This is a genomic window from Vibrio sp. M60_M70 (genome assembly GCF_037162085.1).
Lineage (GTDB): Bacteria > Pseudomonadota > Gammaproteobacteria > Enterobacterales > Vibrionaceae > Vibrio > Vibrio diabolicus.
In genome coordinates, this window is the sequence record NZ_JARLUL010000002.1 from 903356 (window position 1) to 916732 (window position 13377).

The 13377-nt window shown below is 44.9% G+C and carries 9 protein-coding genes and 1 pseudogene; 6 read left to right on the top strand and 4 right to left on the bottom strand.

Going from position 1 to position 13377, the window contains the following annotated elements; translation table 11 throughout:
* Positions 1-4 precede the first annotated feature (4 nt).
* The 5 genes from betB to choV all read left to right on the top strand — a co-directional run bounded on the left by betB (position 5) and on the right by choV (position 6441).
* Positions 5-1465: a betaine-aldehyde dehydrogenase gene (gene betB, locus P4S59_RS19745; protein WP_337168918.1), complete on the top strand. Its 1461-nt coding sequence runs from the start codon at positions 5-7 to the stop codon at positions 1463-1465.
* Between the two features lie 181 nt (positions 1466-1646).
* Positions 1647-3362: a choline dehydrogenase gene (betA, locus tag P4S59_RS19750; protein ID WP_337168919.1), complete on the top strand. Its 1716-nt coding sequence runs from the start codon at positions 1647-1649 to the stop codon at positions 3360-3362.
* 38 nt (positions 3363-3400) lie between these two features.
* Positions 3401-4339 (top strand): choline ABC transporter substrate-binding protein, encoded by a 939-nt coding sequence (locus P4S59_RS19755; protein WP_337168920.1) that lies wholly within the window; start codon positions 3401-3403, stop codon positions 4337-4339.
* A gap of 78 nt (positions 4340-4417) precedes the next feature.
* Positions 4418-5260 carry a choline ABC transporter permease subunit gene (gene choW, locus P4S59_RS19760; protein ID WP_005392552.1) on the top strand — a complete coding sequence of 281 codons (843 nt, stop codon included), beginning with the start codon at positions 4418-4420 and terminating at the stop codon, positions 5258-5260.
* A 2-nt stretch (positions 5261-5262) separates the two neighbouring features.
* Positions 5263-6441 carry a choline ABC transporter ATP-binding protein gene (gene choV / locus P4S59_RS19765; protein WP_104970601.1) on the top strand — a complete coding sequence of 393 codons (1179 nt, stop codon included), beginning with the start codon at positions 5263-5265 and terminating at the stop codon, positions 6439-6441.
* A 103-nt stretch (positions 6442-6544) separates the two neighbouring features.
* Here the strand turns inward: choV and P4S59_RS19770 are convergent, their stop codons facing one another.
* Positions 6545-7201, bottom strand: a complete 657-nt coding sequence (locus P4S59_RS19770) for an NAD(P)H-dependent oxidoreductase (protein ID WP_237285001.1) — start codon at positions 7199-7201, stop codon at positions 6545-6547.
* 238 nt (positions 7202-7439) lie between these two features.
* Between P4S59_RS19770 and P4S59_RS19775 the strand changes: the two genes are divergently transcribed.
* Entirely contained in the window at positions 7440-7844 is a 405-nt protein-coding gene (locus P4S59_RS19775; RefSeq protein ID WP_005392547.1) for a globin, read from the top strand.
* Positions 7845-7928: 84 nt separating this feature from the next.
* On the opposite strand, the gene P4S59_RS19780 is transcribed toward P4S59_RS19775, so the two are convergent.
* The 3 genes and pseudogenes from P4S59_RS19780 to P4S59_RS19790 form a co-directional block, all read right to left on the bottom strand.
* The gene (locus P4S59_RS19780) at positions 7929-8711 is read right to left on the bottom strand and encodes a slipin family protein (protein ID WP_005373196.1); all 783 of its coding nucleotides are present in this window, start codon (positions 8709-8711) and stop codon (positions 7929-7931) included.
* 10 nt (positions 8712-8721) lie between these two features.
* Positions 8722-10097, bottom strand: a pseudogene (locus tag P4S59_RS19785) (NfeD family protein).
* Between the two features lie 255 nt (positions 10098-10352).
* Positions 10353-13076: an EAL domain-containing protein gene (locus P4S59_RS19790; RefSeq protein ID WP_101911934.1), complete on the bottom strand. Its 2724-nt coding sequence runs from the start codon at positions 13074-13076 to the stop codon at positions 10353-10355.
* Positions 13077-13377 lie beyond the last annotated feature (301 nt).

A 13377-nucleotide genomic window follows, 5' to 3' on the forward strand; every position in this document is an offset into this window, starting at 1 on the left:
CAAAATGGAAATGAAAGCACACTATATCAATGGTGCGATGTACAACGGGTGTTCAGATGAGCACTTCACCACTTACAATCCGGCGAATGGTGAGCCATTGGCCAACATTAAACAAGCGAACCAAGACGATCTCGAAGCGGCGATTGAGTCGGCAAAGAAAGGTTTTGCTGCATGGTCAGCAATGACTGCGATCGAGCGCAGCCGTATTTTACACAAAGCCGTTGCCATTTTACGTGAGCGTAATGACGAGCTTGCTTCATTAGAAGTTGCAGATACTGGTAAGCCAATTCAAGAAGCTATCGCGGTTGATATAACAACAGGTGCCGATGTTCTTGAGTACTATGCGGGTCTTGCTCCAAGCTTGCAAGGTGAGCAGCAGCCACTCAGCGAAGACCAGTTTTTCTACACACGTCGCGAGCCCTTGGGCATTTGCGCAGGTATTGGCGCTTGGAATTATCCAATCCAAATTGCGATGTGGAAATCGGCGCCAGCACTGGCTGCGGGCAACGCTATGATCTTCAAACCATCAGAAGAAACACCATTAACAGCGCTTAAGCTAGCAGAAATTTATTCAGAAGCGGGCATGCCAGATGGCGTATTTAATGTCGTACAAGGGGATTACCGAGTAGGGCAGATGCTAACGGCGCATCCTGACATCGCAAAAGTATCGTTCACGGGCGAATCAGGCACCGGTAAAGTCGTCATGAGTGACAGCGCTAAGACACTAAAACAAGTAACGATGGAGCTGGGTGGTAAGTCTCCACTGGTTATTTTTGATGATGCAAAGTTAAACGATGCCGTTTCTGCGGCCATGGTGGCGAACTTCTACACGCAAGGTGAAGTTTGTACGCACGGTACACGCGTGTTTGTTCATGAAGGTATTTATGATGACTTTATCGCACAACTTAAAGCTCGAACTGAATTGTTAGTTGTCGGCGATCCGCTTGATGAGAACACGCAAATTGGCGCGCTGATCTCTAAAGATCATGAATCGAAAGTACTAGGAGCGATTGAAGCCGCGAAAGCGAGTGGCGCGACGTTACTGACTGGTGGCTACAAAGTAACAGAGAATGGCTTAGCCAATGGTAACTTTGTTGCTCCAACCGTATTTGTCGATTGCGATGATGACATGAGCCACGTTCAGCAAGAAATCTTTGGTCCGGTAATGTCAGTGCTGAAATTCCGTGATGAGTCGGAAGTGATTGCGCGTGCAAATGGCACCGATTATGGCTTGGCTGCAGGGGTATTTACTCAAAACCTATCTCGTGCCCACCGCGTGATTCATCAAATTCAAGCTGGTATTTGTTGGGTGAATACATGGGGCGACTCACCTGCGGAAATGCCAGTTGGTGGCTACAAACAATCAGGTGTTGGCCGTGAAAACGGTGTCGAAACCCTTAAACATTACACGCAAACGAAGAGTGTTCTGGTTCAGCTAAGCGACTTCGAAAGCCCTTACAAATGATACCAATCGTAGTAGATAACTGACCACTTTAGCTTGTTAAAATGCTCGATAACTGCGTTGTCAATTTTGATTGTAGGCTAACTACTTATCGAAAATTTCCGCCTTGTTCTCAAGCATTTTTCCTACGCTAATTTCGTTCACTTATCTACTGTGATTGGTATTAACTCCTAGGAGAATCAAAATGCAACAACACTACGATTATATCATCGTCGGTGCGGGTTCGGCCGGCTGTGTGTTAGCGGATCGCTTAAGTGAAAGTGGTCAATATTCGGTCCTATTACTCGAAGCGGGTGGGTCGGATAAAAGTATTTTTATCCAAATGCCGACGGCGCTTTCTTACCCTATGAACACTGAAAAATACGCGTGGCAGTTTGAGACAGTTGAAGAGCAAGGGTTGGATGGCCGTCAACTTCATTGTCCTCGCGGGAAAGTTCTGGGCGGTAGTTCGTCGATCAACGGCATGGTTTACGTTCGTGGACACGCTTGTGACTTTGACCAGTGGGAAGAGGAAGGCGCGAAAGGTTGGAATTATCAATCGTGTTTGCCTTATTTCCGTAAAGCAGAGTCTTGGATTGGTGGTGCTGATGAATATCGAGGAGATAACGGTCCAGTCGGCACATGTAACGGCAACGATATGAAGCTCAATTCGCTGTATCAAGCTTTTATTGATGCAGGCAAAGAAGCGGGCTACCCAGAAACAAAAGATTACAACGGTTATCAGCAAGAGGGCTTTGGCCCAATGCATATGACCGTTGACAAAGGCGTACGCGCTTCAACCTCTAACGCCTACTTAAGCCGTGCAAAAAAACGCAAAAACTTCACCCTAATGAAGAGGGTGACGGTTCATCGAGTTTTATTAGAAGAAACAGGTGCAGAAGGCAAGAAAGCGGTTGGTGTTGAATTCGAAAAGTCAGGTTCAGTTCAGCAATGTTTTGCGAATCATGAAGTGATTTCGAGTGCTGGCTCGGTAGGCTCTGTGCAGCTACTACAGCTTTCAGGCATTGGCCCTAAAGCAGTATTAGAAAAAGCTGGCATTGAGGTGAAACATCCGTTGGAAGGGGTAGGTAAAAACCTGCAAGATCACTTAGAAGTGTACTTCCAATATCACTGTAAGCAACCTATCACGCTCAACAGCAAATTAGGTTTGGTGAGCAAGGGCTTGATTGGCACTGAGTGGATATTAACTCGCAAAGGCCTTGGGGCTACTAACCACTTTGAATCATGTGCGTTTATCCGTTCTCGTGAGGGACTAAAGTGGCCAAATATTCAATATCACTTTTTGCCAGCGGCAATGCGTTATGACGGACAAGCTGCTTTTGACGGTCATGGTTTCCAAGTACATGTTGGACCTAACAAGCCCGAAAGTCGCGGTTCGGTCGAAGTTGTCTCTGCGAATCCGAATGATAAGCCGAAGATTGAGTTTAACTACATTTCCACTGAACAAGATAAGCAGGATTGGCGTGATTGTATTCGCCTTACTCGCGAGATCCTCAATCAGCCAGCCATGGATGAGTTTCGTGGTGATGAGATCCAGCCGGGTCTGAATATCACAACGGATGAACAAATTGATGAATGGGTGAAGCAGAATGTCGAGAGTGCTTACCATCCATCTTGTACCTGCAAAATGGGCGCAGACAATGACCCATTAGCGGTTTTGAATGAGCGATGCCAAGTACGCGGAATTCAAGGCTTGCGTGTGGTGGACTCTTCTATTTTCCCAACCATTCCGAACGGTAATTTAAATGCGCCAACTATTATGGTGGCAGAACGCGCCGCGGACATGATTTTGGATAACGCCCTGGAAACGTCGAACAACGCACCAGTTTGGATTGCACCGAACTGGCAAGAGATGCAACGAATGCATCCGCCAAAAAGAGATCTCGATTCGATCTCATAAAAACGAAAAAAGTCAGTAATCATTACAAGGAATTCAATATGTCTAAGATGACAAAAATCTTCTCAACAATCGCACTAAGTACTTTAGCAACAGGCGCTTATGCCAACCAATGTGAAACGGTACGTTTTGCAGATGTAGGTTGGACCGACATTACGGCGACCACCGCCGTGACATCTGAGCTGCTAAAAGGGTTGGGGTACAAAACGAAGACCGATTTACTATCGGTACCTGTTACTTACTCTTCTATGGCCAATGGCGATATCGACATTTTCCTAGGTAACTGGATGCCAACAATGGAAGGTGACATCGCGAAATACCGTGATGCAGGTACCGTTGAAACCGTACGAGCGAACCTCGTCGGCGCAAAATACACACTCGCGGTTCCAAAATACGTTTATGACGCAGGCGTGACCAACTTCGCTGATCTAGTAAAACATGCCGACAAATTTAAAGACCGCATTTACGGCATTGAACCAGGTAACGATGGTAACCGCTTAATTCAGTCAATGATTGATAGCAACGCATTCGGCCTAAAAGACTTCAGCCTAGTTGAATCCAGTGAAGCTGGCATGGTGTCTCAAGTATCACGTGCTGCGCGCCGCAACCAATGGATTGTGTACCTAGGTTGGGCCCCGCACCCAATGAACAGCAACGTTGAAATGGAATACCTAGCGGGTGGTGACGACTTCTTCGGCCCTAACTACGGCGGCGCGAATGTGTACACAAACGTACGTAAAAACTACCTTGCTGAGTGTCCAAATGTAGGTCAGCTAGTGAAAAACCTAGAATTCAACCTAGAAATGGAAAACGAATTGATGGAAGCGATTCTCAACCAGAAGCAGAAACCGTCGAAAGCAGCGCAAGCATGGTTGAACGCAAACCAAGAACAAATTGAAGAGTGGCTAGAAGGCGTTAAGACGGTGGATGGTCAAGACGCAGTAACAGCAATTACAAACTATTTAAAAACTAACGCTTAATTAAGCGGTTTTTAAGCGAGTTTTTTTGAAAAAGAAAGTGGGCAGTCATGCCCGCTTCATTAACACAAAGGTTTTATTTTGAATTTTATTACGGACAACAAACTACCGTTGGGCCAATGGATGGAAACTGGCGTCGATTGGTTAACCATCAATGCATCGGGTTTCTTCGATGCAATCTCTATTACACTTGAAACGATCATTCTTTTCGTGGTGGACATTTTTAAATGGATGCCACCTGCAGCGCCAATCATTATGACGGCGGCAATTGCTTGGTTCTTACACCGCAGCATTCCGCTTGTTGTATTCATCGTGTTGGCCTTGCTCGCAATTCTCAACCTTGGTTACTGGCAAGAAATGCTGGAAACCTTTGTCCTTGTGTTTGCAGCGACAACGATTTCCGTATTAATTGGCGTGCCGTTGGGCATTATGGCGGCACACCGTCCTTGGTTATACACCTTGTTGCGACCAATCCTCGATTTGATGCAGACCGTACCGACATTCGTTTACCTAATTCCAACCTTGGTTCTGTTTGGCTTAGGTATTGTCCCTGGCCTAATCTCGACCATCATTTTCGCTATCGCTGCGCCAATTCGATTGACTTACCTCGGTATTATTAAAGTGCCGGAGGAGCTACTGGAAGCGGGCAAAGCATTTGGTGCAAGCCGCATGAAGTTGCTGTTTAAGGTGGAATTACCTGCGGCATTACCAAGTATTATGGCCGGTGTTACGCAATGTATTATGTTGTCTCTCTCTATGGTGGTCATTGCGGCACTTGTTGGTGCTGATGGACTTGGTAAGCCAGTCGTACGTGCACTCAATACCGTAAACATCTCGCAAGGTTTTGAAGCGGGTTTAGCGATTGTACTGGTCGCCATCATTCTTGACCGCTTGTGTAAAGCACCAAACCAGAAGGAGGCTTAATCATGGACGCTATTACTATTCAAAATCTTGATGTGGTTTTTGGTCAGCAGCAGTCACAAGCGTTAGCACTACTAGACCAAGGCAAGTCTCGACAAGAAATCATCGACGAAACTGGCCAAGTGGTTGGGGTTGATAATGTTTCGCTAAACGTGAAACAGGGTGAGATCTGTGTTTTGATGGGGCTTTCAGGCTCGGGTAAATCAAGTTTGCTGCGAACAGTTAACGGGTTGAACGAAATTTCTCGTGGCTCTCTGAAAATTAAAGACGGCGACGACATGGTTGAGCTCTCTAACTGTGACGAACAGAAGTTGCGCCACCTTCGTACTCACCGCGTATCCATGGTGTTTCAGAAGTTTGCATTGATGCCATGGTTAACGGTATTAGATAACGTTGCGTTTGGTCTAGAAATGCAAGGCATTGGCAAAGCAGAGCGCCGTAAAAAAGCGCGTGAACAGCTCGAAATGGTCGGTTTGTCTGAGTGGGAAACGAAATTCCCGCACGAGCTCTCTGGTGGTATGCAGCAGCGTGTTGGCCTAGCGCGAGCGTTCGCGATGGACACAGATATCTTGTTAATGGATGAGCCGTTTTCAGCGCTTGACCCATTGATTCGTGCTCAGCTTCAAGATGAATTGATTCTGCTTCAAGAAAAGCTAAACAAAACCATTCTTTTTGTGAGCCACGACTTGGATGAAGCGCTAAAAATCGGTAATAACATCGCCATTATGGAATCAGGAAAACTGATTCAACACGGCAAGCCCGAGCAGATCATTCTTGCTCCAGAAAACGATTATGTGGCTGACTTTGTAGCCCACACTAATCCATTGAACGTACTTAAGGGACGCTCTTTGATGCGTGACGACTTAGTTCGTGAAGATGAGCGTGTTCTGATTTGCCCTGACAAAGATATTTGGGTGACCCAAGAGAGCAAAGGCTTAAGCTTAGCGGATACAGATAAGTCGTTGGTTCAATGGAAGAGCGATTCTTCGAACCTTGATGAGGTAAACGAAAACTCTCTGGTTCAGGTTAGCCCGGAAATCAGTATGCGAGAAGCGATTGAGCTTAAGCAGCGCAGCAATCAGCCTCTGCTTATGGTGGAGGACAACCAGTTAGTTGGTGTGTTAAGCGACCACGAGCTTTACGATGCATTGCTTGGTAACTTTAAGTCCGAGCAAGTGGCATAAAGTTAGAGTAGAGTTGAAGCCAAGCTAAAAAAGAGCCGCACATTAGTGCGGCTCTTTTGGGTTTAAACAATGAGTTAAATAGTTAAGCTAAGGAAACGGTCGACTATAGCGTCGTAATTACATCATCCATCGCAAGGCGAGCTTTTGGTAGACCATGATTATAATCTTCCCCGTCTTTGTGGTAGCCAATCGCCAGTGCAACTTCACAGACATGGCCTTCTAATTCTTCTTTGAATACTTCTCCAATCAGTGTTGGATCTATCCCTTCCATCGGCGTTGAGTCAATACCCAGACGAGCCAAGGTGTGTAGTAGATTGCCTAGCGCTAAATAGACTTGTGCTTTTGTCCAGTTCCCGTTAAAGCCATTTTCGTCCGTATTTGCATCGGCAAAAGCGTAGGCGCCCATAAAGTTGTTGTACATTTCCGCCGGTAGGTGGCCAGACGTTACTTCGGCATCCACACGTTTCGCGAACTTCTCTTTGGTGAAGTTTGGATCGTACGCAAACAGAATCGTATGTGACGCGGCTTTCGCGTGTGGCTGGTTAAATTGGTGCATATTTGCAAATGTATCGTGGAAGCGTTGCTTGGCCTCATCACTTTCAATCACGATGAATTTCCACGGTTGCGAATTAATTGAAGACGCTGAAAGACGGAGTGCTTCTTTGATGATTGCCATATCTTCTTGAGAAACGCGTTTGGTTTCGTCGTATTTTTTAGCAGTGTAGCGGCTGTTTAGATCAGTAATGATTTGATGAGACACGTTTGTATCCTTTTTATTTTTGTGACAAATGAGGATGCGCTTAGCATCGACAACCATGCGTACCTCGAATATGGATTCATAATACGGGATATTTTTTCATTGATAAGAGGGCGTTTATTTGAATCACTTTTTACTTTTTATTGAAAATTGGTGTGCTTCATAGGGTTAGGCATCATCATTTAGATGCTTTTGATGATTATTAAATTACACTCATATTAAGAGAGTAATGGAGAGCAACATGAACGTGATTCAAGTTTTCAACGATAGTTATGAACGTTGTATCGCGAACCAAGGCTTTTTCGACTTGTTTTACAAGAATTTATGGTCAAAAAGTACAAGCTTCAGACAAAAGTTTGATGGTGTCGACATGCACCAACAGGTGCGAATGCTTAGAGGATCTATCGTGTTTTTTATGATGGCCGATACCTCTAACGAGGCGCACAAGATGGTGGAGAAATATGGTAAGAAGCATGCGAGTTCCGATATTGGCATTGAACCACAGGATATTGATGTTTGGTTTGAAAGCCTTATCGAAACGGTTCAAGAGTGTGATTTTGAATACGACGATGATGTCGAAACAGCGTGGAGAGCTTGTTTTAACACAGGTTTGTCGGTAATGAAGCGGGAGTGCTCCAAACACTAAAAGAGAAACTAAATACTCTTCGAAAACAAGCAAGTTAAAGCAAGGAAGTAACGTGTAAGGTTGTTACTTCCTTGAATATGGTTTTTATTTATCTTGTGTCTCTTTATTCTTTTTTACCGCTTCGGCGATATCACTGACGGCTTCGACAAGGTTGATCGGCATAGGGAAGATAATAGTCGATGTTTTGTCTGTCGTGATTTCCGTGAGTGTCTGCATGTAACGCAATTGCAGCGCATTCGGCGCTTCGTTGAGCATTTGAGCTGCCTCTTTTAATTTATTAGAAGCTTCTAACTCACCGGTAGCGTGAATTATTTTCGCACGACGGTTACGTTCTGCCTCAGCCTGACGCGCTAGCGCTCTGACCATGCTGTCATTTAAATCAACATGTTTGACTTCAACCGTGGCAATCTTGATGCCCCAGTCATCAGTCTGTTGATCGAGGATGGATTGTAAATCCTTATTGAGACGCTCGCGCTCTGATAGTAATTCATCCAGTTCATGTTGACCTAATACTGATCGCAGCGTGGTTTGCGCTAACTGGCTGGTGGCATCGCTGTAACTTTCAATGTTGTTAATTGCCATTTGAGGATCGACTACGCGAAAATAAACAACCGCATTGACGCGCACAGACACGTTATCTTTGGTTATCAAGTCTTGTGTCGGCACATCCAAAACGACAGTACGTAAATCCACCCGTACCATTTGTTGGATAAATGGGATAAGAATGATTAAGCCAGGGCCTTTTACTTCTTGAAAGCGACCAAGAAAGAATACAACCCCACGTTCATACTCTCTCAAAACCTTAAACATTTGGGTCGCAAGTGCGAACAACAGCACCACGATCACCGCAACAGTATAGAGCATCATAAAGCGCCTCCTATTTATTTTGGCGGTCATCAGGCATCACGGTTAAGGTCAGCCCTTTCACATTCACAATGGTGACATGATCACCTTGTTTGAGTTGTTGATGGTCTTTGGTTTTGGCTCGCCATAGCGCACCGTCAAGTTGAACGCGCCCTTCGCCATCGATAAAGTCATCGCTCACGACAGCGATTTTCCCAGGGTAAGTTTCTAAACCTGTTGTCACACGTCGTCGGCGTATTTTGAGCAGCAGGCCGACCGTCAACACGATCAGCGCGACAGAAAAGATGGAAATACCGAAAATTAAAGGAAGGGCGATCTGAAATCCTGGCAACTCACTGTCCATGAGGAAGATGGAACCGAGCACAAAGGCTACAACGCCACCTAAGCCCAAAATGCCAAAGCTCGGGCTGAATGCTTCCGCGATCATCAGTGCAATTCCGAGTAACAGCAGACCAAGCCCAGCGTAGTTCACAGGCATCATTTGTAATGCGTACATGGCGAGGAGCAAACAAATACCCCCCAACACGCCGGGTAAGCCAATGCCCGGGTTGTAAAACTCAAGAAGCAAACCGTAGATGCCAATGAGCATCAGGATGTAGGCGACGTTTGGGTTTGTGATAACGGCTAGCATTTCTGCTCGCCAATCGGGTGTTCTTTCAATCCATACGGGATTTTCCAGTGACAATGTCACATTACGATTGTTAACTTTAACAGTTTGTCCATCAATGGCTTTGACTAAATCCTCTGGTGAGTTGGCTATATAATCAATAACGTTTAATTCTAATGCCTCTGTGGCGTCCAAACTCGCTGCTTCACTTACTGCTTTCTCTGCCCACTCTGCATTTCGGCCATGAAGCTTTGCTAAGCCTTTAATATAGGCTCTAGCATCATTAATCACCTTTTTCTCCATTGCGGTTTTCGCGGGAACTTTCTCTGAACCTTCGTTGGTTCCTTCTGACGTTTCTTCCGCTTTTTGATCTTTGCCATCATCCGATGAAGGGGCTGAGGGGCACCACCTAACGCGACGGGTGTTGCCGCGCCAAGGTTGGTGGCTTCAGCCATTGCGGCAACGTGGCTTGCGAGTAAAATGTATGTCCCTGCGCTAGCCGCTCTTGAGCCTGACGGGCCAACCCAAGTCGCAACTGGAGTGGAGGAGGTGGTAATCGCGTGAATAATATCTCTCATTGCGCTGTCTAAGCCGCCAGGAGTGTCCATCTCTAAGATCACTAAACTGACACCGTGGAGTTGTGCTTCTTCTATCTCACGAGACAAATAGTCGCTGGTAGCAGGACCTATAGCGCCTTTGACGGGAACAATCCAGACAGTACTGGCCAGTGCTTGACTAGCAAACAAAAGTAAAGGTAAGACCCATATCCATAGTCGTTTCATGCAGTCCTCCTTGTGCGGTCACAGGGACTTTTTGAAAACCTAATTCAAGTATATACGCAGTAATACTAGTGCAAATAAGTAATTGATCACTCGAATTAGTCATATCAGCATTTATCTTGGCACATCTGAGGCTACGGGCCTTGATATGAATATCGGTAGCCACTAACCGTGGGGCGTCTGGTGTGAAGAGGCTCAACAAAAAGGCAAAGTGACGGGAAGCACTTTGCCTTCCTAATGTGTTTTAGAGGAGAGAGACTAACTGTTTACGTGGCGAGAAAATTGAACAAGTGCTTGCTCGGCAGGCATCGGTTTGTGGAAGTAAAACCCTTGCAACTCATCAATATTCCAAACTTTAAGCTTGCGTACTTGGCTCGCGGTTTCAACACCTTCGGCGACAATCGTTAACCCTAATTCTTGAGACATGTTGGCAATGTTTCTTACCAGTGTTTTCGCTCTGTCATTGGTTTCAATCTCGTCGATATAAGATTTATCCAGCTTCACAATATCCAATGGAAAATTACATACGCTACTGAATGATGCGTATCCAGTACCAAAATCATCCAAAGCGAGTCCAACACCAAGTCGCTTGATGTCTTGAATGCTTTGGATTGATTCTATTTCTCCGCCCATCAACATACTTTCTGTAATTTCAAGCACAAGCTGGCCCGCAGAGAGGTTGTATTGAGCCATCACTTTTTTTAGGTAGGGCATCAGTCCTGAATGATAAAAGTGCTGCGCGCTTAAGTTCACATGCACGCTTAACATCGACAGACCTTGCGCATGACGAACTCCATTGAGCCGACTGATAAATTCGCACGATTGTTTGAGAATGGACTCTCCCAATTCGACGATAAGTTTTCCTTGTTCTGCCATCGGAATAAATACTTCTGGTGAAATCATCCCTAATGTTGGATGTTGCCAACGAGCAAGTGCCTCAAAGCTAATGACTTCAGTGGTTTTAGCATCCACGATAGGCTGGAAAAAAGGTTTAATCGCATCTTGTCTAATGGCATTTTCTAAATCGCGATTGATCACCATAGACGTTTCCGCTTGCTCTGATAGTTCTTCATCAATGACTAATACTTCGTGAGAGTGACGACCCTTAGCGGATTGTGATGAGAAACGTGCTGCAAGCAGCAAATGCTCGACAGATTGGTGAGTAATGTTTAGGTCCATCATCACCGCTTTACTGTCTAATGACATCATGATCCCAGAGAGCTGGACCTTATGTGACAAATGATTCAGTAATCGATTGGTAGCATCTATCGCTTTTTGGTGGTGCTCGATATCTGGAATCAAAACGATAAATTCATGCTCACTAATTCGGCCTATTTGGAATGCCCCTAATTGCTCGCGTATTGCGGATGCGATGTATTGAATCACTTCATCAAAAATGAGGTGACCGTATACCCCTGCAATTTGCTTGAGAGTCTTACTGTTAATGTACACAAACGAAAAATGGTTTGGCCGTGTCTCTACGAGCTCGTGCAGTGCATTGAGAATGACAGGACGATTACAGAAACCGGATACCGGATCAAAGTCGGTGAGTTTTTGGATCATTTCTGCTTGCTGTTTTGTCTCTCTCATATCCTGAAGCAACAACATCAGCGCACTTTGACCATGATGTTGAATGAGCGTGGCTTCTATCAAACAGTCGATTTCTTCTGTATTGCTATCGAGCACCTGCGCTTCGAATTGTGTTTTACCGTTTTTCAGCTCTCTGAACATTGCGTCAACTCGACATTCATCGTCCTCCGATGGGCACAAGGTGTCTAGAGGACGATCTATCAATTGCGATTTGCTGTAGCTCAACAGATCTAACGCTCGTTGGTTGACATCGACTATTTTACGATCGATAACAATTAGCATGCCTAGTGAGGAGCTATGGTACAGAGCACCAAACTTTTCCATCGAGTCTTTCAATTGCAGTTGGGTTAACGATGTATTTTCAGAGAGCTTTTGTACCAGTTTTGTCGCTAACTCTAATTCGTCTACTTTTACAGAATGCAAGCCTTCAAGCTGGTATTGAGAGGCGATTTCGCTTATTCCTTCAGCAAAATGATTAAAGCGAGTGGCGACCTTATTTTTAAACGTGATGTAGGTACCCGCAGCGATGATTGATGCCACAACGCCAACCGTTGCAAACAGGTACATGAATAGCGTATTACCTTTCGCATAATGCTCTCGCTGTGTTTTCGTTTTTAGCCATGCGATTGGTTCACCAGATAAATCAGAGAGTGAGGCCCATTTTGTTATTGACCGCGAGGTCTTCTCTATATCCCGCATCTCACTACTGTCTGATCCACTTACCATCTGCGTCTCTAATGAGTTTTCCGCAGTTAAAATGGATTTAAAGTCTCCAGGAAAGCGCAAAGATAGGTTTCTTCCCCAAAGCATCCATCCGTTAGAAGGGCGGTCGCCTTCACTATTTCTAACTGGGCTGAGGCTAAGACCCCAAATAGTATCGTTGATTTTAAACAACCCTGAGATGCTCTCTCTATGGATATCAAGCTTGTGATTCATGGACTTGATGTAATCTTGAAGAGTAGGTTGATTCGCCATTTTAGCGGTGAGTTCTGAAGAAGTGTCGGGGTTATCCTCACGAGTTAAGGAGAGCAGGGTTTGCCCATTAGTCGTGATAAACGCCATCATATCGAGGTTTAACGCATCAATGCTCTCTGTGTAAAGGTTTCGCTCGGTATATTTCGCAATATCACGATCAACAAACAGATCGTACGTTTCGTCCCAGTACGCCCAGTCGTATGAGGCGCTTTCTTGCTGGCTCACCATCATGTCGATGACAGCGAGTGCTTGCTGATTCGCATGGTTAATTTCCATGTCTTCGAGCTCATCTAAGCTATACAGGAAAAAATAACGGCTAATAAAAAGGAAGCTGATGACCATGCCCAGCAGTCCTAATGAAAAGTATAGGGCGGTTTTATAGCGAAGATTCAAGTTAAACAAGCGAAGTGTTTTCATTAAAAAATAGTTATAGATGTTAATTCACTGAAAGTGTACGACATGTTCTAACAGAAATTGTTGATATAGATTCAAATTATAGAGATAAAATGAAGGATTTGCTGAGCTGATATGGTAAGTGAAACGTTTGCTCTAATTACTAGATTTTCGTGTTTGCAATTAAAATGCTCAATAACGTACCGCGCATTCAAATTACGGTTTAATCGTTCAGCTAGTAAAGGTGTAAATCTTTTTATAAAACAGTCTATTAGTGTAACTAGTGCTTTTCTTCTGTATCTAAACTTCTTTTGTAATAGTAAAC

Bases quoted from the DNA above. Each gene is read 5' to 3' on its own strand.
- P4S59_RS19780 (WP_005373196.1), bottom strand. From the start codon at position 8,711: ATGATGCTCTATACTGTTGCGGTGATCGTGGTGCTGTTGTTCGCACTT.
- P4S59_RS19755 (WP_337168920.1), top strand. From the start codon at position 3,401: ATGTCTAAGATGACAAAAATCTTCTCAACAATCGCACTAAGTACTTTA.
- betA (WP_337168919.1), top strand. From the start codon at position 1,647: ATGCAACAACACTACGATTATATCATCGTCGGTGCGGGTTCGGCCGGC.
- P4S59_RS19775 (WP_005392547.1), top strand. From the start codon at position 7,440: ATGAACGTGATTCAAGTTTTCAACGATAGTTATGAACGTTGTATCGCG.
- betB (WP_337168918.1), top strand. From the start codon at position 5: ATGGAAATGAAAGCACACTATATCAATGGTGCGATGTACAACGGGTGT.
- choV (WP_104970601.1), top strand. From the start codon at position 5,263: ATGGACGCTATTACTATTCAAAATCTTGATGTGGTTTTTGGTCAGCAG.
- P4S59_RS19790 (WP_101911934.1), bottom strand. From the start codon at position 13,076: ATGAAAACACTTCGCTTGTTTAACTTGAATCTTCGCTATAAAACCGCC.